We start from the raw sequence: 19,278 nt of genomic DNA, 5'->3' as shown, positions 1-19,278 counted from the left end.
CTTTCTCAACGGGCAAAGGAAGCTTGTGTCAAGATGGAGCAAGAAAAGAATGGTTTAGTGCCATCAACAGCAATATGGGAAATAGCTATCAAAAGCAAAAATCAGAAATTAGATTTAGGCGTAGATATTGATGAGTATATAGCCACTTTAAAAAAGTCCAATGTTATCCGTATTATTCCAATTGATGAAGAAATTTGGATAGAAAGTGTCAAATTAGAATGGGAACATAGAGATCCAGTAGATAGAGTGGTTGTAGCAGTTGCTAAAATCAATCAGGCTTCTATTATCACAGCAGATAAAAAAATCGCTAGTTTTTATCCTTTAGTAATTTGGTAAATTGAAAAGCAATACCATTGTAGGGAAAGGCGAACAGGTTCTGTCCAGCCCGAAGGGCAGTTAAAATCAGGCTTCGTCATCTTGGTTCAATTCCCAGCTACCATTTGCAAAAATAGTAATTTCTCAACAAATCTAAAAAATTTGCTCTATTTTTTGAAAATCCCGTTGGACTTCATTCCACAAAGCTTTGTTATTTGGATCAGTTTTGAGGGCTTTTTTCAGGTAAATTCTGGCTTTGAGGACTTGATTATCGTTAATTAGCGCCCTTCCCCAAATTTGATAGGCGATCGCTAACCATTGGCGAACTTCCGCATCTTTGGGTAAACGGTCTACTAAGGCTTCCGCCAGGGCGATCGCTTGGGGAAATCTTTTTTCTTTTAAAAATCTTTGTAATTGCTCATAAGTCTTCCACTTCAGCCGTTGTTCAATTTCGGCAATATTCGCAGGCGGTGACTGTGGCTTTTCGGTGGTGACTGTGGTTTTCGGTACAGTATCTTGACGAGTCGCCTTTGGTTCTTCGCGCCTAGCCACAAAGGTTTCTGTAGTGACTGTGGTTTTCGGCGTGGTTTTTGCTTCCTCGCGCCTAGACACAAACTTTTGACTTGACGGCTGTTCGACTGTTTCTTCTGGCGGTACCACCGTTAAGAGCAGCCTATAAGCTTCTGTCAAGGCAATAAACTTATCTTTAGCTTTTTTGTCATCCGGGTTGATATCGGGATGATATTGCTGCGCCAACCGTCTGTAAGACGATTTGATTTCTGCAAACGAGGCTCCCGACCTTAAACCCAATAAACGGTAGCAATCTCCTAGATCCATTTCGAGATATCAGCTATCTAATATACAGCTATCAGCATTTTGCCTCTAGCATAAGGTTTTAATGATAAACAAGAATTTTCTAATTTATAGTTCAAACTAGACAGTTTTGGGAAAGTAAAAAGGTAAAAGTAAAAAAGTAAAAGATTTCAGAACACTTAATTTCTTTTGACTTTTGCCTTTTACCTTTTTACTTGACTCTAGATTCGCTCTTCAATCACACGGTCAATCAATCCGTATTCTTTGGCTTCTTGGGCGGACATAAAGAAGTCACGATCCATGTCTTTCTCAATCTTGGCCAAGGTTTGACCAGTATTTTGAGCGTAAATGTTATTGAGTTGATTGCGAATCCGCAGAATTTCTCTGGCTTCGATTTCGATGTCGGTGGCTTGTCCACGGGTGCCGCCGGAGGGTTGGTGAATCATAATCCGGGAATGGGGCAATGCGAGGCGCTTGCCTTTAGTCCCAGCAGTCAACAAGAAAGAACCCATTGAAGCAGCAAGACCAACACAAATGGTCACAACATCAGATTTGATGTGTTGCATCGTATCATAAATCGCCAAACCAGATGTCACCATCCCACCAGGGGAGTTGATATACAAATAAATATCTTTACCTGGGTCTTCTGAATCCAGATACAGCATGACAGCGATGATTTGGTTAGCAATTTCATCATCAACATCACGCCCCAAGAAAATAATCCGTTCCCGATAAAGGCGATCGTAGATGCTAATCCAATCTGTATACTGCCCTCCGGGCATCCGGTAAGGAACTTTAGGAACGCCGATAGGCATTTTCTTTACTCCGTTGGTGATTTAGTCATTATTTAAAGGAAGAGGAAATAGGAAATTTAATTTTTTCTACCTCCTGCTTCCTGCTTTCTGTCTTCTGCCTTCTTAAAGAACACTAGTTGGTACTGGTGGATTAGCGAGTTCTTCTTTTTCAAACACGCGATCGATTAAACCGTACTCCTTGGCTTGATATGCACTCATGTAGAAGAGACGATCCATGTCTTTGGTGATTCTTTCGGCCGTCTGTTCGGTAGTACGGGTCAAAATATCAACCATCGATGCTTTGTTTGCCAGAACTTCCTTCGCCCGAATCTGAATATCAGTTGCTTGACCTTGGGCGTAGCTCTTGGGCTGGTGCAGAATTATGGTAGCGTTGGGCAAGCTGGCGCGACAACCTTTAGTACCAGCACTCAATAACATGGCCGCCATACCCATCGCGGAACCAATACAAATGGTGTGGATGGGAGGTTTAATGTATTTCATTGTGTCATAGATGGCAAAGGCTTCAGTTTCAAAGCCAATTGGTTCGCCACTATAACCGGAAGTGCCTGTCGAGTTGATATAGATTTTAATAGGTTTTTCGGGGTCGTCTGACTGCAAATACAATAATTGAGCGACGATTAATTCCGTCACAGCAGGTACCAGTGGCATTCCCAGATAGACAATTCGCTCCTTTAACAGAAGGGAGGGTAAATCTGGCGGCGGTGTCCGGTAGAAGTTATCGCCGTAGTATGGGGCTTGAACAGCCTTGATGGGGGAAATGTCCATAGCAACTGATCGCCTGAAATTATGCCGTTAACTGTAATACATCCTAGCGTGATGCCGGCTAGAGTCAGGTGCGGTTTCCTCGCTAATGGGCGAGATTGCTGCCATCTGCTAAAGCTAGGCTTCTAAGATTATTGTGAATATATTAATCTATCTCGACAAGATAAGTTTTCCGTAGCGTTGATCTGGCGATTTGAAGTTATTTATAAGTATGGTGGGAATTCGGGATTCAGAATGTTTAGGAAGCGAAATTTTGATTTCTGGCTTTTGAGTGCTGGATTCTTAACTAAATTATGTATATATCCTGAATTTAGGAAGTTTGGGTTATGAAGGTCAATTTGCAGCCTGCCCTGAATGATGTAAATGTTGATGCTAATCAAACTAGTAGTCAACGTCAGCTGTCGTTTTCTGTGTCCGCGATCGCCGATACCCAAGACCGGACTCTACCGATTAATTTATGTTTAATTCTCGACCATAGCGGCTCGATGAATGGTAAACCGCTAGAAACTGTGAAAAAAGCCGCAAATTTGTTGGTTGACAGACTTAAGCCTAGCGATCGCCTGAGTGTTGTAGTCTTCGATCATCGCGCTAAGGTCTTAATCCCGAATCAATCTGTTGAAGACCCAGAACAAATCAAAAAGCAAATTAACCGCTTATCTGCTGATGGCGGGACGGCGATTGACGAAGGTTTGCGTCTGGCGATTGAGGAGTTAGCTAAGGGCAAAAAAAGACCGCATTTCCCAAGCATTTTTGCTAACCGATGGGGAAAATGAACATGGCGATAATAACCGTTGTTTTAAGTTCGCTCAGTTAGCTGCTGGTTACAACTTAACTTTAAATACTTTGGGCTTTGGCGACAATTGGAACCAAGATGTTTTAGAAAGAATCGCTGATGCAGGTTTAGGTACTTTATCTTATATTCAAAAACCTGATCAAGCTGTAAATGAGTTTGGACGGTTATTCAGCCGGATTCAAACTGTAGGCTTGACCAATGCTTATCTGTTATTTTCTTTAATGCCGAATGTCCGGTTAGCAGAACTTAAACCCATTGCCCAAGTTTACCCAGATACAATTGAACTGCCCTTGCAACAAGAAGCCGACGGACGGTTTGCGATTCGGTTGGGCGATTTAATGAAAGATGTGGAGCGAGTAATTTTAGCTAATATTTATCTGGGACAGTTGCCGGAAGGTCAACAAGCGATCGCAAATGTCCAAATTCGCTACGATGATCCCGCCCATAATCAAACCGGCTTATTTACTACAAATCTCCCAGTTTATGCCAATGTTACCAGGGCTTACCAACCAAACATTAATCCCCAGGTGCAGCAATCGATTTTGGCTTTAGCCAAGTATCGCCAAACCCAACTCGCCGAAGCAAAATTACAACAAGGTGATCGCGTTGGGGCTGCAACTATGTTGCAAACTGCTGCTAAAACTGCTTTGCAAATGGGTGATACAGGTGCAGCCACAGTCTTGCAAACTTCTGCCACCCAATTACAATCGGGAGGAGATTTAAGCGAAAGCGATCGCAAGAAAACTCGCATTGTCTCCAAAACTGTGTTGCAAGATATCCCGCCACAATGAAGGTTCAATTGCTCTCGTTGCTAAGTGATCGTAACGTTGATGTGGCTCAAGTGAGCAGTCAACGTCAATTAGTAGTTTCGGTTTCTGCGCTTGCTGATCAGGTTGAGGGGCGTTTGCCATTGAATTTATGCTTAATTCTGGATAAAAGCGGTTCAATGCACGGCAAACCAATGCAAACTGTGATGCAAGCAGTAGAGCAATTATTAAATAAGTTACAACCTGGCGATCGCATCTCAGTAGTGGCTTTTTCTGGTTCTGCGGAAGTGATTGTTCCCCATCAAGTAATTCAAGACCCCAGCACTATTAAATCCCTATTGCCAAAAAAACTCATCGCCAGTGGTGGTACAGCTATTGCTGCTGGGTTAGAATTGGGCATCACAGAACTGATGCAAGGTGCTAAAGGCGCTGTTTCCCAAGCTTTTCTTCTCACTGATGGACATGGTGAAAGCAGTCTGCGGCTGTGGAAGTGGGAAATCGGCAACGATGACAACAAACGCTGTCTGGAACTGGCACAAAAGGCAGCTAAAATCAATTTGACCATTAATACTCTCGGTTTTGGCAATAACTGGAACTCAGATTTACTGGAAAAAATTGCGGATGCTGGCGGCGGGAGTTTGGCTTATATTGAGCATCCAGAACAAGCTTTAGAACAATTTGGGCGGTTGTTTGGGCGAATATCATCAATAGGGCTAACAAACGCTTATTTACAGTTTTCCCTAGTACCTCATATCCGACTAGCAGAATTAAAACCCATCGCCCAAGTTTTCCCAGACACAATTGAGTTACCGGTGCAAGAATTAACCAATGGCGGCTTTAAAGTCCGGCTGGGTGATTTAATGCAAGGTGTAGAACGGATAGTTTTAGTCAATCTTTATTTAGGAAAATTACCAGAAGGAGAACAAGTCATTGGACAGATGCAGATTTGTTACGATGACCCAGCCTCAAACCAAGATGGCTTACTTTCTCCCATGATTAATATATCTGCTAATTTCCTGCGCCAATATCAACCCGCCCTCAATCCCCAGGTACAGCAATCAATTTTGACATTAGCGAAATATCGCCAAACTCAGTTAGCAGAGATCAAATTACAACAAGGCGATCGCATCGGTGCTGCAACCATGTTACAAACTGCGGCGAACACTGCCTTACAAATTGGTGATACTCACGCCGCCAACGTTCTGCAAACATCTGCAACCCGACTGCAAAGTGGCGAACAACTCTCTTCGTCCGAATTGAAAAAGACGCGAATTGTATCGAAGACAACTTTACAGAATTAATAATTTGTGCCAAAACTACCTAGATTCTCCAGACATAATTGACCTTTTCAATTTATCTGGAATCTTTCAGCTATTTTTAATAATTCTGTGAAGCAATGTTGTTATATTTAGTGCCAAGAGCAAGAAAAAGCTTATCTACTGAGCTTTTTAGATTGTTACGTCAGATTACATCGGTAAAGGTTATCTCCTACGAAATAATCTTTACTCAGATATTAATTTGCAAAAATTTACCTAGGGCATACCTATATTGTATAAAGATCACACATAACCTGACTTTACTCTTATCTTAACCTAAAAATTAAATAATAACAAAGAAAGTTTCGTTGATCAAATTTACAGGGTATAGGAAAATTGATTCCATGCTAACTAACAGAAGTCAATGCTATCTACTAGGATTCGTACTTGCAACTACCTTAAGTGCAAATATCCAATCTGTTAACGCTCAAAATGCTCAGTCTGTCAATTATTTAGAAGGTAGTGCAACCTCATCCACAATCAATTCGACCTTTGCCACTTTAGCGAGTAATCAATATCAAGCCAACACTCTTTTTATTGAACAGACTCAAAATGTTAACCCAACAGCCATCTTTCCTAATTATGATGGTGGATTATTTCAGAATACAGATTCAACGTCTGAAGCTTTAGTGGGTTTGACTGCGAGTAAATATGACAAAATGCCAGTTGGTATTAATAAAGTTTTCATGAGTAACGAAATGATTGCTAGTGTGACATCTCAAGCAAATACTGCCGATGATGTACCTAACTTTCAGCCTCTCAGACGTGGTACGTTAGTTAGCACTAACTACAACGCTATTAGTATGCTGCGGACAATGGAAGATTCGCAAAACATCGCCTATGTAGGGATGAATGAAGTTAACGCTGAACCTAGATCAGATGCTTTAAATAGAGAACTTAAAGTCACAACTTACTTAGCTTTTGCATCAGAAAACGCTTGCGTTAACGCTGAAAATACCAAACTACCAACAACTTGCCAAACCAAAAATGTGGAGAAGATGGTAGCAACTATGCCGATGATTCATAATAAAACTTGGTCAGCACAGATGACCAAAGATTTTTCTTTTTGGCAGAATATGAATGTTTCTAGAGAAACAGCAAGCAGATAAAATCAAAGAAAATTGTTGAGCAATTCTATTAGTTTGTTAAACTACTTATTCAGGTAAAGAATCGAGAAGTAAAAAAGCTTATCTGGACTGTATTGCCATATAATTGACCTCCTACTTTTTCTACCGTTGTTGCATTTTCCAAAAATAGCTGGAAATCCAATTTGTCATGATATGGGCAACAATTGGAACTAACAAATTGCCACTCAACAAGGCGCTATATCCTAAAACCAATCCAATCACAGTTGCCCATAGTACGTAAGGCCATTGTTGCGAACCACTGAGGTGTAAAACTCCAAAGCAAAGGCTAGAGACAATCACTGCTACATGGTCTAAGCCTAAAGCTGGTAGCATGACACCACGAAATAATAATTCTTCACTTAAACCTGGTAGTAAACCCAACCAAATTAAATCAGGCCAAGCTAAGGGTCTTAAGACTAGTTCTAAATAATAATCTGCGCTTTGACGATAGGCAGGCCACAAGCGATATGCTACACCACTCAAGCAGGTAATAATCATTCCTACAGCCAGCCCCCAAAGAAAATCTATTGGGTTCCATTCCCACTTGAATAGAAATACATTACCAAAGCGTAACCAGACTTTGGCAACTGTCCACAACAGAATTGCTGTTACACCCATTGCTATCAGCACTTGGGTACGGGTCAAATAGGGAATTTCAGGGTCTTGTTTTTGTTGTTCTACCACGGGAGTTCAGAGTTAGGGAATAGGGAGTTGGGGGGACAAGGGAGAGAATGATGATTAATTGTTGACTAAAGCATTGGGATTGATGCCAGCTTTGAGGGCTACCAATACACCAACTGCTTCTAAATACGAGTTTACCTGGATGGATTTGATTCCTAAAAGTTGGGCTGGAACTTGGATTTGGGTTTGATTATCTTTGACGGTAATTATTTGGCAGTGGCTTTGGCTTAAACTGAGTAAAGCACTGCTACCACAAGCGTTTGCAGGTACGATCGCAGCATCTATTTGATTAGCCCAAATTTCATCTTGACAAGATATAAATAATTGTTTCTCGACAATAAATTGCGGGGCGCGACTTAAGCCTACAAGTACGCTTGGTAAAAAAGTATAGCCTAATTCTTCGGCGGCGGAACGGGGAGATAAATCGGGATAAGGTGGAGTACTAGCGAGGGCTGGTGAATGGGCGCAGGGAATTTGCAAGTGTCTGACTAATAAATGACTAATTACGGCTTCTGCGCCGGCTATTGTGTCTACCCCTTTGCCTTGAAGATAATTCTGTGCAGCATCTTCATCTATATCATCGGGGAAACGGGCAACAACTGCGATCGCTTCTGCCCCAGTTTTTTGAATGAGTTTTTCCGCACCACGCAGTAAACTATCTGGGTTACCAATGGTTCCCCAACTTGCCCCTGATGCTGAGGTGCGTAATTCTACATTTAACGGAGCATCAGTAATTACATAATCTGTAATGGTTAATCCCAGGGTTGCTCTAGCAGCATCAGCCGCTTGCAGGTGACGCAGTAATAAATCTGGTTCAATTCCTTGGTCTAAAAGCAAACCTACTTTATTATTGCGGACTGGACGTAAACCCCAATCACCAGCAGCGAATTTATCTAACCCGTAACCTTCCACATAAAAAGCGTTGGGGATATTCCAATATAAACTTGCGCCGTTGAGGACATTGGGGTGAGTAATCAGGCGATCGCAAACCTGTGCTAAAGTTCGGGCAACAGGTATAGCATCACCCGCATATCCCCCAATCGCCGCCCCAACGCCAGTAGGTACAATTAAAATCGCAGTGTAAGGACGCATCTTCAAGTGCTGAGTGAGTAGATGTGTAAATTAAAGTGAGTTTGATTAACCTCTCCCCAACCCCTCTGTCTTGAAAAGTTCTGATCGGAGGAAGCCTCCGCTCAGACTTTTCGCTCCGACGCGGAGAGGGGCAAAAATACGACTGGTTTTCAACAAAAAAATAGAGTTTCAAAGCCTCTCTCCCTGTGGGGGAGAGGTTTGGAGAGGGGTTTTTATCTTTGTTGAACTCACGTGAAACTACAAGTCTTAGACTTTACCAAGTAATACAATCTTTTAATACCACTCAGCACTCAGCACTCAACACTCAGCACTTTGAGTAACAACTGCTTCTACAGCAACTTTCTGCTGTGCTTCATCCACAGATGTAATAGCCCAACGCAGAGGTTCACCTTGTTTTTTCAACTCAGCTTCAATTACTGTTTGCAACTCAGTAGGAGTTTCTTGAATGTCGATTTCTGCGGTAATAAAATGAGTAGTCATTGCCGTTCATCCTCTTCATTAATTTGTTCTAGAATAGCCGAATGAAGTATGAATTATGAAATTTAATCCTTCAGACTTCATACTTCAGACTTCACACTTCATTAGTCTTTGCCAAATTGCAACTGATAAACTACTTCTTCTTTTTCAGTCTCAATTTTCAAATCAGAACGGGGATAAGCGACACAAAGTAATGTATAACCTTGTTTTTGTAATTCTGGACTAACGCCCATACCATCAGTTTGGTCTACAGTTCCTTCAGTAATTTGCGCGGCGCAAGTTGTACATACACCTGCATGACAAGAACTAGGGAGTTCTAAACCAGCAGCATCGGCAACAGATAAAATAGTTTCGTCTTCAGGAACTTGCAGAGTATGAACTTTGCCTTGGTGAAGCAGTTCTACGGTGTAGGTTTTGGACATATACTAAAAGATGAGTGCAGTAGCCAAATTTATTATTATATCGGAATTATTTAATATTATTGCAGATACTCAATAAACTTTCGACTTTGCCAAACTTTCTATAACTAGTATCTCTGTTAATGTATTACAGGCTGGTGTTGGGTTTCACTTCGTTACACCTAACCGAGAAAAATTTTGACATTCAAAGTTACAATATTAAGCCTTAAAGTTACAACACTAAGCCTTAAAGTTATAATACTAAGCCTTGAAGTTACAATATTAAGCCTTAAAGTTATAAAGTTGACCCTTGAAATTACAACACTAAGCCTTAAAGTTACAATATTAAGCCTTAAGATTAAAGCGATCGCTCTTAACTATGCAATAAAAATGCAATCTGTGATTAAACTCAGAGAAAACACGTACATAAATAAGAATTTTTGTAAAGAAAAATGTGTCTTTTGCTGAACTATAATCCAGGTTAATTGAGCCAAAATAGCTTTGTAAAGCTTTTAAAAGAGCAAATTTATGCCTCGAAAAAAACGTAGTTCCCAGATACTAGAAAAAGCTCAGTTTAGAATCGCCGGACTGAAAGCTATTGATCCAAATCTTAATTTTGATGATACTCATAACTTGCAAAGCATGACGCAATTAATCGAGCAATTTAAAAAAAATGCTTGAGGACTATAATTCTGCTCTAGCAATCATAGATTCTTCTAAACAAAAGCTGGATGAAATGGAAAAAACCTTAAAACAAGTTTCAGATAAAATGGTTACAGGGGTTGGTTTTAAATACGGCAAAAACAGCAATGAATATGAACTAGCAGGTGGTATTAAAGAAAGCGAACGTGTCCGCAAAAGTAGATTGACACGCTTGAAATCTAACCCAGATAAAACCTCAAATGATAATACAGTAACCACCTTAGTACCCTTGCGTAACATTTGAAGATTGTTTGCCAAAATTCCAGTTTTACAGATCCCCGACTTCTGTAAGAAGTCGGGGATCTATACCATCACAAATAGTTCAGTACTGCTATATAATTTGGTATTAATACAGAACTTCCGCCATCTTAAAATTAAATGACCAGGTTTATACATGATCAATTTGCCAAAGACTACCTTGAAGAACTATTAAAAAACTACGGAGAAGTCAAAGCCTCAGAAAAAGTCTCAGGAGAAATTAAAGAAATAGATGTCATATTTACTCCTTTTCCTCAGCAAAACGATAATTTACAAATACTAGGCTTGCTAGGCAGACTTGCCGAAAATCCTGCTATCATTGAACCCTTCCGCAATCCAGCTTCTACTGATGAAATTTGTGATTGTCTACTCAAACTATTAGAAGTCAAAGCTTATTTACGGCGAGAAGGTAAAACTAATAAAACTAAACTGCAAGATTCAGAAATTCCCAAGTTGTGGGTGTTGACTCCAACAATATCTGAAACTAAATTGTCTGGCTTTAGAACTATCCAAAAAGAAGATTGGATATCAGGAGTACATTTTCTGGCTGATAACTTACGGACAGCAATTGTCGCCATACATCAACTACCAGCAATACCGGAAACTTTATGGCTGAGGCTTTTAGGTAGAGGGAATGTGCAGTCACAAGCAATTGGTGAGTTGCAAGCGTTACCATTAGATCATCCCTACAAACAAGCTACCCTAGAATTAGTTTACAATTTGCGCCAAAATTTAAGATTAAATCAAGAACTAGAAGCAGATGATCGGGAGTTAATCATGCGTTTAGAACCACTTTATCAAAGAGATAGAGAACAAGCCAAACAAGAAGGAAGACAAGAAGAAGGACAAGGATTAATACTACGTTTACTCAATCGTCGTTTTGGTGAAATTGAGGCATTATTAATTGAGCGAATTAGAAGCTTATCAATTGAACAGTTAGAAAATTTAGGTGAAGCATTATTAGATTTTTCTAGTGTTAATGATTTGGAAACTTGGTTAAATCAACACTCAGAATGACTCATCAGTATATATATTGAGAAAGAGTTTTTACATCATCAAAACAACAATGTCTCACTGAAGAATATAGCAATCCTAAATAGTTTCCAAACATCTTTCTACCTTGTCTACCTGTCTTCCTTGCCTCTATTGTTCACATATCAAATAGGAATGCTATAGCGATCGCACTCAGTAAAATATCTTCAGTGAGAATTAATACGCAAAACCATCATTTAAGTACCAGCCACAATTCTTGATAACCGATTACCAGTAAGGCTTTCAGCTATAAAATAGGGTAAACTTTTATAGCCAAGCATCGCCTAAAAATAATTCATAATTAAGGGAAGAACATCCCAACGGAGAATAGAACAATGCTAGAACAATACCGTCAACAAGTCGCCGAAAGGGCAGCATTAGGAATTCCCCCTTTACCGTTGGATGCGAAGCAAACCTCAGAATTGTGTGAATTACTGAAAAATCCGCCCAAGGGTGAAGAACAAACATTATTACATTTATTGCGCGATCGCGTCCCCCCTGGAGTTGACCCAGCCGCTTACGTTAAAGCTGGGTTCCTTACAGCTATTGCTAAAAAGGAAGTCAAAAGCCCCATCATTTCCCCCATTGAAGCTGTAGAATTACTGGGAACAATGATCGGCGGTTACAATGTTCAATCTTTAATTGAGTTACTGCAATTTGCCACCACATCGGTATCAGACTCATCTGAAACACCGTTAGTTATGGGTGGCGAAGGTAAAGAACCCATTGCAGCCTACGCCGCCGCCGCCCTCAGCAAAACTCTGCTGGTGTATGATGCCTTTCATGATGTTTTGGAACTATCGAAAACTAACCCCTACGCCAAGCAAGTAATTAACTCTTGGGCTGAGGCGGAATGGTTTACCGTCCGTCCCAAACTCCCAGAATACATTAACGTTACTGTATTTAAAGTCCCCGGCGAAACCAACACCGACGACTTATCCCCAGCCACCCACGCCACCACCCGCCCAGATATTCCCCTCCACGCCTTGGCAATGTTAGAAACACGCCAGCCAGGAAGCTTGGAAATTATCGCTGAGTTGAAAAAGAAAGGACATCCCGTGGCTTATGTCGGCGATGTTGTCGGGACTGGTTCATCGCGGAAGTCGGCTATTAACTCCGTGTTATGGCATACAGGGCAAGATATTCCTTATGTTCCCAACAAACGCGCCGGGGGTTATATTTTAGGTGGTGCGATCGCTCCTATCTTTTTCAATACAGCTGAAGATGCCGGTGCTTTGCCCATACAATGCGATGTCACCAAACTCGAAACCGGCATGGTAATTACCATCTATCCCTATAGAGGTGAAATTACCAACGAAGACGGCGAAGTTATTTCCACCTTCACCCTCAAACCCGACACCATCCTCGATGAAGTCCGCGCCGGTGGACGCATCCCCCTACTAATTGGACGTACCCTCACCGACAAAACCCGCCAAGCATTAGGCTTAGAACCCAGCACCCTGTTCATCCGTCCCCAACAACCAGAAGACACAGGTAAAGGCTACACCCTCGCCCAAAAAATGGTCGGTAAAGCTTGCGGTTTACCCGGTGTGCGTCCCGGTACATCCTGCGAACCCATCATGACAACCGTTGGTTCTCAAGATACCACAGGCCCCATGACCCGTGACGAACTCAAAGAACTCGCTTGTCTCGGCTTCAGTGCAGACTTAGTAATGCAAAGTTTCTGTCACACCGCCGCCTATCCCAAACCCGTAGACATCAAAACCCACCACGAACTCCCCGATTTCATCTCCTCCCGTGGCGGTGTCGCCCTACGTCCCGGCGATGGTATCATCCATTCATGGCTCAACCGGATGCTGTTACCTGATACCGTTGGTACAGGTGGCGACTCTCATACCCGCTTCCCCTTGGGAATATCCTTCCCCGCAGGTTCTGGGTTAGTCGCTTTTGCGGGTGCTTTGGGTGTCATGCCTTTGGATATGCCAGAATCAGTATTGGTAAGATTCAAAGGAGAATTGCAACCAGGAATTACCTTAAGAGATATTGTTAACGCCATTCCTTACGTTGCCATTCAAAAAGGTTTGCTAACCGTCGAAAAAGAGAACAAGAAAAACATCTTCTCCGGAAGAATTTTAGAAATGGAAGGCTTACCAGATTTAAAAGTCGAACAAGCCTTTGAATTAACAGATGCTTCCGCCGAACGTTCTTGTGCAGGCTGCACCATTAAATTGAGTGAAGCAACAATTTCTGAATATCTGCGTTCTAACATTGCCCTGTTAAAGAACATGGTAGCCAGAGGCTATCAAGATGCGCGTACAATTATGCGCCGCGTCGCCCAAATGGAAGCATGGTTAGCCAACCCTGTATTACTTGAAGCCGACGCAGATGCAGAATATGCCGCAGTCATTGAAATTGATTTGAACGAAATCACAGAACCAATTGTTGCCGCTCCCAACGACCCCGATAATGTTAAATTATTATCGGACGTTGCTAATGATCCAGTACAAGAAGTATTTGTTGGTTCTTGTATGACAAATATCGGTCATTATCGCGCCACTGCGAAAGTTTTAGAAGGTGCAGGTGCAGTCAAAACTCGCCTGTGGATAGCACCACCCACCCGCATGGATGAACACCAATTAAAAGAAGAAGGTGTGTATGGTGTATTCGGTGCGGCTGGCGCGAGAACAGAAATGCCTGGATGCAGTTTATGTATGGGAAATCAAGCACGAGTTGAAGATGGCGCAACTGTATTTTCTACCTCTACCCGCAACTTCAATAACCGCATGGGTAAAGGTGCAAGAGTGTATTTAGGTTCAGCCGAATTAGCCGCCGTTTGCGCGTTATTAGGTCGCATTCCCACAGTACAGGAATATCTTGATATTGTGGCGAATAAAATTCATCCTTTTGCTGATAATTTGTATCGGTATTTGAACTTTGATCAAATCGCCGGTTTTGAGGATGAAGGGCGAGTGATTTCTAAAGAGGAGGAAGCTTTGTTAGTATAGTTTAACTAGGGTGAGTCTTAATGGCTCACCCTAATATATTTCAAGAGAGTCAAGTATGTGCAGTACCAAATAGAATTTAAGCCCAAAGCAATTAAAGATTTAGAGAAATTTCCTGTAGATATTAGAGAGCGCATTATCAGTAAAATTGAAGCGATGCAAGATGACTTACAGGGAGACGTAAAACGCTTAACCAACTTTACGCCAGAATATCGTCTGAGAGTAGCTGATTATCGAGTTTTGTTTGAATTAGAAGAACAGACTATCATAATATATAGGGTGAGGCATCGCAGTAAAGCTTACGAGTAAAAGGAGTTGTAAAAATGATTGAATTACATCCTGAATTTTTAACAAAAAATGGTCAAAAACAATTTGCTGTTTTACCGTATGATGAGTTTTTAAAAGTTCAGGAATTGCTAGAGGATTTAGAAGATTTACAGGATTTAAGAAATGCGAAAACAGCAGAAAAAGATAGTGCTTCTGTATCTTTAGCTGATGTTAAAAAGATGTTATTATCTTAATTTATGTCATATTAGTCTAATAAAAATAACTCTGAGATTGAACATTTACAACAAAATTTTAAATTATGGTAAATCAATTAGAAATTACAGATGAACGCAAAGACAATGCTGAAATAGAAATTCGTGATAAAACAAAACGAGTTGATTACAATACTTTAGAATACCCCATAGAAGTAATTATTCAAAAATATCTAGAAGGAAGAGATGAAGATGAAAATGAATTATTTATTCCAGACTATCAACGAGAAATGTCTTGGGATGAAGATAGACAGTCCAAATTTATTGAATCTTTGATTTTAGGTTTACCCATACCTTATATTTTTGTTGCTGATATCTCAGACTCAGAAGATTTAGCGCGTCTAGAAATTATAGATGGTACACAACGTATTCGTACTTTAACTAGGTTTATCAATAATGAACTTAAATTACAAAATCTTGAAAAATTAAAAACTTTAAATGGTTTTACTTTTGAAGATTTACCGCTACCACGCCAAAGACGTTTTAAGAGGACTACTATTAGAATGATTATATTGACAAAAGAAGCAGATGAAGAAATTAGAAGGGATCTTTTTGAGAGAATCAATAGTGGTAGTGTGGAATTAAATGAAATGGAGAAACGCAGAGGAGGTAAACCAGGTAAGTTTCTTGATCTAATTGAGGAATTATCAAAATATCAAAAATTTCTCGATTTATGCTCTTTTACTAAAACTGAAATCAATAAAAGAGATCCACAAGAATATGTTTTACGTTTTTTTGCATTTTTAAATAATTATCAAAATTATTCTGATTCTGATAGAAAAGTGCATAAATTTTTAAATAATTATTTGGAACAAGAAAATAAATCTGATTCCATCAATATTGGGTCAATGAAGAATGAATTTTATTCAGTCTTGGAATTTATAAAAAACTATTTTCCTGACGCTTTACATATTTATCGAAAAACAAAAGACCACTATGAACCAACAACTAGAATTAAATTTGAATCAATTTGTGTAGGTATTGCTTTGGCATTAAGACAAAACCCAAATTTACAACCAAAATCAACTGGTTTTTTAGACAGTGAAAAATTTAAAAAAACTTACTGCATCTGATACATATAGTTCGCAAAATAAAGTAACTAATCGTATTCATTATGTTCGTGATCAGCTTCTGGGAAATTAATGAAAAGTACGTTATTTCAGGATTTTGATGAACGCGCTCAAGAAGTTAGTAGATATTTTTTATTTTTAAAAAAATTTAGAGCAAGGTTCAATCAAATTAAGCATGGGTAATGAGAATAATACCAAAATTAAATTAATAAACAATAGTTTAGAAAAAACTCTCAAAGCAACGGGGTTCTTGTTACTGTATAACTTGATAGAATCCACAATGCGTAATGCAATTACAACAATTTTTTGATGAATTTCAAAATAAAAATATTTCTTTTGATGATGTCACCGATAAAATCAAAAAAATTATTATTAAAAATTTTAAGGATAACAACTCTACTGACACTCTTTTACAAAGTATAAACAATATTTCATGTGATATTATATCTAGCAGTTTTAATAAAGAAAAATTATTTTCAGGTAATCTTGACGCAAGAAAAATACGACAAACATCTGAGATGTATGGTTTTTCATGTAACACAAATGCTAAAAAAACTAAAAATGGTAGCGATTTATTAAGAGTTAAAACTAATAGAAATGATTTGGCACATGGTTTTAAATCATTTGAGGAAGTTGGTAGAAATGCTACTGCGGACGAATTATTGGAAATTCAAAAAAGAGTTATTTGTTATTTAAGGGAAATATTAGAGAATATAGAAATTTATTTATCTAAACAGGATTATTTAAAATAATAGTAAGTGTGTGTTAATTGATGAAGAATATTGTATAAATTTTACTATTAAATTTTAAAATACTAAAGTGTGATCGCCTACTGTTGGTGCTGCAATAAAAATCCTAGCTTCCTATCTAGTATACAGACCTAAACCTCTAACCCCGTTCCCTACGAGGGAAGGGGGGAAAATTACGCTGCTTTTTATGGTTTGAAGATTTGGGCGATCGCTTAAAATAGTAAATCAAAACAAATACAGCGATCGCTCCCCACTTGTGAAATACTATCAACAACAACCAAACGCCTTCCCCAGCGAATACCTAAATAACTTGTGGGGAGAAATTCACGCTTGCCCTTACTTTGCTGTCAACAACCTCAACCGCGATTTTGTGGGTACTAAAGGATTTTCGGTAGTCTTCAGGCGATCGCACATCTCTACAGTAGAGCAGAAATTCCCCTATTTCAAACCATACCTAGATTTGGCTCTCCAAGCTAATTGTAACGCTTTTTACCTTAACCCCTTACTCCTTAAAGAAGGTTCTCGCGTTGATCCTCATATCGACCGTTCTCTGCGTTCCTACTGCAAAACCGTTGAACCGCCTAACTTTGTCAGCGTTCTCTATGTGCGCGTACCAGAAAATATGGAAGGGGGTGAACTGGTACTCAAATCGCACAAACGCCAACTGGGACAAATTAAGCCGCAGATGAATACCTTACTCTACTTTCAAGGTGATTTAACTCATTCTGTCAACGCTGTGAAAACACCAGGAAGTCGCCTCAGTTTAGTTTGCGAACAGTATACTTTAAGCGATGCCGAACTCGTAGAAATACCAGAATTTACAGTAGAGTCCAGAGTTGCTCAAAATACAACAAAGAAACGCAAGTAAGTTTTTTGACTTTTGCCTTTTAACTTTAGTGCGGATGAAAGGACTTGAACCTTCACTCCTCTCGGAACTAGAACCTAAATCTAGCGCGTCTGCCAATTCCGCCACATCCGCATCAGTCGAACTATCCTAGTATAGCATATCCTTCTAGGAAGATAAATACTAAAAGGATGAAGTTTAAATAATTAATTATCTATACTTCACCCTCATACATTCCCAAGGCTACTAGATAACTCCGACACGGGGTAGGCGATGCTTGAACCCACACAGAATTTCCCAAGAAATCGTATTTAATTGTGCAGCCCAATCATCAGCGGTGATTTGTTCTTTTCCTTGGTCGCCTAGTAAGGTAACAATTTCCCCTTCTTGAATCTCAGGAAGCTGGCTAATATCAATCATTAACTGATCCATTGTAATTGCGCCAATTTGCGGTACTCGCTGACCACGCAACAAAACTTGCATCTTGTTAGAAAGGTTACGTGGTACACCATCAGCATAACCAATAGCCACAACAGCAATACGCATTTCTCTATCAGCTACAAATTGATGACCATAGCTAACGCCAGTTCCCGCAGCGATGGTTTTTACCTGGGTAACTCGCGCTTTTACCTGTAACACAGGCTTTAAGTTAATCTTGTGTTGTAAATGTGGCGCAGGCGCAAGACCGTAAACCCCTAAACCCACTCTGACCATATCGTAGTGTAGTTGGGAATCTGCAAGGGTGGCGGCGGTGTTGGCTAAGTGCAAGCTCGGAATTTTGATGCCGATTTTTTGAATTTGGGCGATCGCCGTTTTAAATCTGCTATGCTGTTCTGCCATAATTGCCGGATCAGGACTATCAGCAGTCGCTAAGTGGGAATAAACACTCGCAATTGTCAAATGCGGTAAGCGTTCTACTAACTGCACAAACTCGGCTGCTGCTTGCCAATTCGTCCCCAACCGCGACATTCCCGTATCTAATTTAATATGTACAGATACAGGAGAAGCGTAGTTAATCGCTTCTAAAATATTGGAAAAAATTAAAGCTTGTTTGGGACTGCACAAAGTCGGCTGGAGTTTCCAATGGGCGATCGCATGAATTTGTTCTGGTGTCTGGGTTGCCCCTAAAATTAATATGGGTGCTTGTATCCCTGCTTCTCGTAATTGAATCCCTTCGGGAACTGTCGCCACTCCTAACCAACTCGCCCCCGATTGTAATGCTGTTTGCGCGACTGTAACTGCACCATGACCATAAGCATCAGCTTTCACTACCGCCATTAACTGAGTACGTGGTAATAACAACTGTTTTAGTTGCTTGACATTGTGTGACAACGCTTCTAGGTCAATTTCTACCCAAGCACGCTGGGAAAACCACGCATAAGTGTCACACTGTTGATTAGATGCAATACCCGTCATTTGATCACGACTCAGCATATTTCCGTTCTCCTATCACACCACCACTAATAGATATTCATACTCATATAAACTACTTCCGTGTTAATTGAAAAGTTTTTCTTAAGACCAATTAAATGTTGAGATAAGAAGTATTTGAGTTTGGGAAAGATCATCAATCCCAGTTAATAAAAATTTACAAGTGTTGCTTAATACCGCAAATTTCTGCCCAAATAGAGGCTGAACTGGCGATTTATCATCAAGATTGTGCTGTGCAAGTTAACTTTTCCGGCTCTAATTTCCAGATTCCTAAACTAACTACAACCATTATTTGATTATTCCGGAAGTATAATTTATTCTCATCTCCCAAGGA

The 19,278-nt window shown here is 40.0% G+C and carries 20 protein-coding genes, 1 tRNA gene and 2 pseudogenes; 14 read left to right on the top strand and 9 right to left on the bottom strand.

The genetic code is table 11. The annotated features are described in order from the left end of the window. Positions 1-336, top strand: a pseudogene (locus ACX27_RS03990) (type II toxin-antitoxin system VapC family toxin); the annotation flags it as partial. 132 nt (positions 337-468) lie between these two features. On the opposite strand, the gene ACX27_RS03985 reads toward ACX27_RS03990, so the two are convergent. The 3 genes from ACX27_RS03985 to ACX27_RS03975 all read right to left on the bottom strand — a co-directional run bounded on the left by ACX27_RS03985 (position 469) and on the right by ACX27_RS03975 (position 2,708). After that, positions 469-1,152 (bottom strand): J domain-containing protein, encoded by a 684-nt coding sequence (locus ACX27_RS03985; protein ID WP_062288724.1) that lies wholly within the window; start codon positions 1,150-1,152, stop codon positions 469-471. A 197-nt stretch (positions 1,153-1,349) separates the two neighbouring features. Further along, positions 1,350-1,943 (bottom strand): ATP-dependent Clp protease proteolytic subunit, encoded by a 594-nt coding sequence (locus ACX27_RS03980; RefSeq protein ID WP_062288721.1) that lies wholly within the window; start codon positions 1,941-1,943, stop codon positions 1,350-1,352. A gap of 102 nt (positions 1,944-2,045) precedes the next feature. Beyond that, positions 2,046-2,708 (bottom strand): ATP-dependent Clp protease proteolytic subunit, encoded by a 663-nt coding sequence (locus tag ACX27_RS03975; RefSeq protein WP_062288718.1) that lies wholly within the window; start codon positions 2,706-2,708, stop codon positions 2,046-2,048. Between the two features lie 323 nt (positions 2,709-3,031). Here ACX27_RS03975 and ACX27_RS03970 point away from each other — a divergent pair. The 3 genes and pseudogenes from ACX27_RS03970 (at position 3,032) to ACX27_RS03960 (ending at position 6,690) form a co-directional block, all read left to right on the top strand. Continuing rightward, a pseudogene (locus ACX27_RS03970) lies at positions 3,032-4,289 on the top strand (vWA domain-containing protein). Then, positions 4,286-5,566, top strand: coding sequence for a vWA domain-containing protein (locus ACX27_RS03965; RefSeq protein WP_062288714.1), 1,281 nt, complete (start codon positions 4,286-4,288; stop codon positions 5,564-5,566). Before ACX27_RS03970 ends, ACX27_RS03965 begins: the two are co-directional and overlap by 4 nt. A gap of 359 nt (positions 5,567-5,925) precedes the next feature. Next, positions 5,926-6,690 carry a hypothetical protein gene (locus ACX27_RS03960; RefSeq protein ID WP_062288711.1) on the top strand — a complete coding sequence of 255 codons (765 nt, stop codon included), beginning with the start codon at positions 5,926-5,928 and terminating at the stop codon, positions 6,688-6,690. A gap of 120 nt (positions 6,691-6,810) precedes the next feature. Here the strand turns inward: ACX27_RS03960 and ACX27_RS03955 are convergent, their stop codons facing one another. From ACX27_RS03955 to ACX27_RS03940, 4 genes are all read right to left on the bottom strand, one after another. Beyond that, the gene (locus ACX27_RS03955; RefSeq protein WP_062288708.1) at positions 6,811-7,392 is read right to left on the bottom strand and encodes a CPBP family intramembrane glutamic endopeptidase; all 582 of its coding nucleotides are present in this window, start codon (positions 7,390-7,392) and stop codon (positions 6,811-6,813) included. A 54-nt stretch (positions 7,393-7,446) separates the two neighbouring features. After that, positions 7,447-8,481, bottom strand: coding sequence for a DUF3326 domain-containing protein (locus ACX27_RS03950; RefSeq protein WP_062288705.1), 1,035 nt, complete (start codon positions 8,479-8,481; stop codon positions 7,447-7,449). Positions 8,482-8,778: 297 nt separating this feature from the next. Next, positions 8,779-8,961 carry a hypothetical protein gene (locus ACX27_RS03945; protein WP_062288703.1) on the bottom strand — a complete coding sequence of 61 codons (183 nt, stop codon included), beginning with the start codon at positions 8,959-8,961 and terminating at the stop codon, positions 8,779-8,781. A 101-nt stretch (positions 8,962-9,062) separates the two neighbouring features. Further along, on the bottom strand, positions 9,063-9,380 hold the full coding sequence (locus ACX27_RS03940) for a 2Fe-2S iron-sulfur cluster-binding protein (protein ID WP_062288695.1): 318 nt from the start codon (positions 9,378-9,380) through the stop codon (positions 9,063-9,065). A gap of 504 nt (positions 9,381-9,884) precedes the next feature. Here ACX27_RS03940 and ACX27_RS35145 point away from each other — a divergent pair. The 10 genes from ACX27_RS35145 (at position 9,885) to ACX27_RS03895 (ending at position 17,537) form a co-directional block, all read left to right on the top strand. Further along, on the top strand, positions 9,885-10,037 hold the full coding sequence (locus ACX27_RS35145) for a hypothetical protein (protein ID WP_335337758.1): 153 nt from the start codon (positions 9,885-9,887) through the stop codon (positions 10,035-10,037). Next, positions 10,030-10,302 (top strand): hypothetical protein, encoded by a 273-nt coding sequence (locus ACX27_RS03930; RefSeq protein WP_335337757.1) that lies wholly within the window; start codon positions 10,030-10,032, stop codon positions 10,300-10,302. Before ACX27_RS35145 ends, ACX27_RS03930 begins: the two co-directional genes overlap by 8 nt. Positions 10,303-10,436: 134 nt before the next feature. Continuing rightward, on the top strand, positions 10,437-11,333 hold the full coding sequence (locus ACX27_RS03925) for a DUF4351 domain-containing protein (protein WP_062288690.1): 897 nt from the start codon (positions 10,437-10,439) through the stop codon (positions 11,331-11,333). A gap of 350 nt (positions 11,334-11,683) precedes the next feature. Next, complete coding sequence (acnB, locus tag ACX27_RS03920) at positions 11,684-14,314, top strand: bifunctional aconitate hydratase 2/2-methylisocitrate dehydratase (RefSeq protein ID WP_062288688.1); 2,631 nt, start codon at positions 11,684-11,686, stop codon at positions 14,312-14,314. 57 nt (positions 14,315-14,371) lie between these two features. Then, complete coding sequence (locus ACX27_RS03915) at positions 14,372-14,620, top strand: type II toxin-antitoxin system RelE family toxin (RefSeq protein ID WP_062288685.1); 249 nt, start codon at positions 14,372-14,374, stop codon at positions 14,618-14,620. 14 nt (positions 14,621-14,634) lie between these two features. Continuing rightward, positions 14,635-14,832, top strand: a complete 198-nt coding sequence (locus ACX27_RS03910) for a hypothetical protein (protein ID WP_062288683.1) — start codon at positions 14,635-14,637, stop codon at positions 14,830-14,832. Between the two features lie 65 nt (positions 14,833-14,897). Beyond that, the gene (locus ACX27_RS03905) at positions 14,898-15,923 is read left to right on the top strand and encodes a DUF262 domain-containing protein (RefSeq protein ID WP_235526491.1); all 1,026 of its coding nucleotides are present in this window, start codon (positions 14,898-14,900) and stop codon (positions 15,921-15,923) included. A 172-nt stretch (positions 15,924-16,095) separates the two neighbouring features. Further along, positions 16,096-16,230, top strand: coding sequence for an MAE_28990/MAE_18760 family HEPN-like nuclease (locus tag ACX27_RS35615; RefSeq protein ID WP_418006715.1), 135 nt, complete (start codon positions 16,096-16,098; stop codon positions 16,228-16,230). Next, entirely contained in the window at positions 16,208-16,672 is a 465-nt protein-coding gene (locus tag ACX27_RS03900; protein ID WP_235526490.1) for an MAE_28990/MAE_18760 family HEPN-like nuclease, read from the top strand. Before ACX27_RS35615 ends, ACX27_RS03900 begins: the two co-directional genes overlap by 23 nt. 253 nt (positions 16,673-16,925) lie before the next feature. Continuing rightward, positions 16,926-17,537: a 2OG-Fe(II) oxygenase gene (locus ACX27_RS03895; RefSeq protein ID WP_062288680.1), complete on the top strand. Its 612-nt coding sequence runs from the start codon at positions 16,926-16,928 to the stop codon at positions 17,535-17,537. Between the two features lie 29 nt (positions 17,538-17,566). Here the strand turns inward: ACX27_RS03895 and ACX27_RS03890 are convergent. Together ACX27_RS03890 and alr are read right to left on the bottom strand one after the other, a co-directional pair. Then, positions 17,567-17,648 (bottom strand) — tRNA-Leu (locus ACX27_RS03890). Between the two features lie 111 nt (positions 17,649-17,759). After that, a complete protein-coding gene (alr, locus tag ACX27_RS03885; protein WP_062288677.1) occupies positions 17,760-18,947 on the bottom strand; it encodes an alanine racemase in 1,188 nt (395 codons plus the stop codon). Between the last annotated feature and the right edge of the window lie 331 nt (positions 18,948-19,278).

This window comes from Nostoc piscinale CENA21 (assembly GCF_001298445.1).
Lineage (GTDB): Bacteria > Cyanobacteriota > Cyanobacteriia > Cyanobacteriales > Nostocaceae > Nostoc_B > Nostoc_B piscinale_A.
This window is presented reverse-complemented; position numbering and strand designations above follow the sequence as displayed.

Bases quoted from the DNA above. Each gene is read 5' to 3' on its own strand.
- ACX27_RS03900 (WP_235526490.1), top strand. From the start codon at position 16,208: ATGCAATTACAACAATTTTTTGATGAATTTCAAAATAAAAATATTTCT.
- ACX27_RS35615 (WP_418006715.1), top strand. From the start codon at position 16,096: ATGGGTAATGAGAATAATACCAAAATTAAATTAATAAACAATAGTTTA.
- ACX27_RS03965 (WP_062288714.1), top strand. From the start codon at position 4,286: ATGAAGGTTCAATTGCTCTCGTTGCTAAGTGATCGTAACGTTGATGTG.
- alr (WP_062288677.1), bottom strand. From the start codon at position 18,947: ATGCTGAGTCGTGATCAAATGACGGGTATTGCATCTAATCAACAGTGT.
- acnB (WP_062288688.1), top strand. From the start codon at position 11,684: ATGCTAGAACAATACCGTCAACAAGTCGCCGAAAGGGCAGCATTAGGA.
- ACX27_RS03985 (WP_062288724.1), bottom strand. From the start codon at position 1,152: ATGGATCTAGGAGATTGCTACCGTTTATTGGGTTTAAGGTCGGGAGCC.
- ACX27_RS03945 (WP_062288703.1), bottom strand. From the start codon at position 8,961: ATGACTACTCATTTTATTACCGCAGAAATCGACATTCAAGAAACTCCT.
- ACX27_RS35145 (WP_335337758.1), top strand. From the start codon at position 9,885: ATGCCTCGAAAAAAACGTAGTTCCCAGATACTAGAAAAAGCTCAGTTT.
- ACX27_RS03980 (WP_062288721.1), bottom strand. From the start codon at position 1,943: ATGCCTATCGGCGTTCCTAAAGTTCCTTACCGGATGCCCGGAGGGCAG.
- ACX27_RS03975 (WP_062288718.1), bottom strand. From the start codon at position 2,708: ATGGACATTTCCCCCATCAAGGCTGTTCAAGCCCCATACTACGGCGAT.
- ACX27_RS03905 (WP_235526491.1), top strand. From the start codon at position 14,898: ATGGTAAATCAATTAGAAATTACAGATGAACGCAAAGACAATGCTGAA.
- ACX27_RS03940 (WP_062288695.1), bottom strand. From the start codon at position 9,380: ATGTCCAAAACCTACACCGTAGAACTGCTTCACCAAGGCAAAGTTCAT.
- ACX27_RS03910 (WP_062288683.1), top strand. From the start codon at position 14,635: ATGATTGAATTACATCCTGAATTTTTAACAAAAAATGGTCAAAAACAA.
- ACX27_RS03950 (WP_062288705.1), bottom strand. From the start codon at position 8,481: ATGCGTCCTTACACTGCGATTTTAATTGTACCTACTGGCGTTGGGGCG.
- ACX27_RS03930 (WP_335337757.1), top strand. From the start codon at position 10,030: ATGCTTGAGGACTATAATTCTGCTCTAGCAATCATAGATTCTTCTAAA.
- ACX27_RS03925 (WP_062288690.1), top strand. From the start codon at position 10,437: ATGACCAGGTTTATACATGATCAATTTGCCAAAGACTACCTTGAAGAA.
- ACX27_RS03960 (WP_062288711.1), top strand. From the start codon at position 5,926: ATGCTAACTAACAGAAGTCAATGCTATCTACTAGGATTCGTACTTGCA.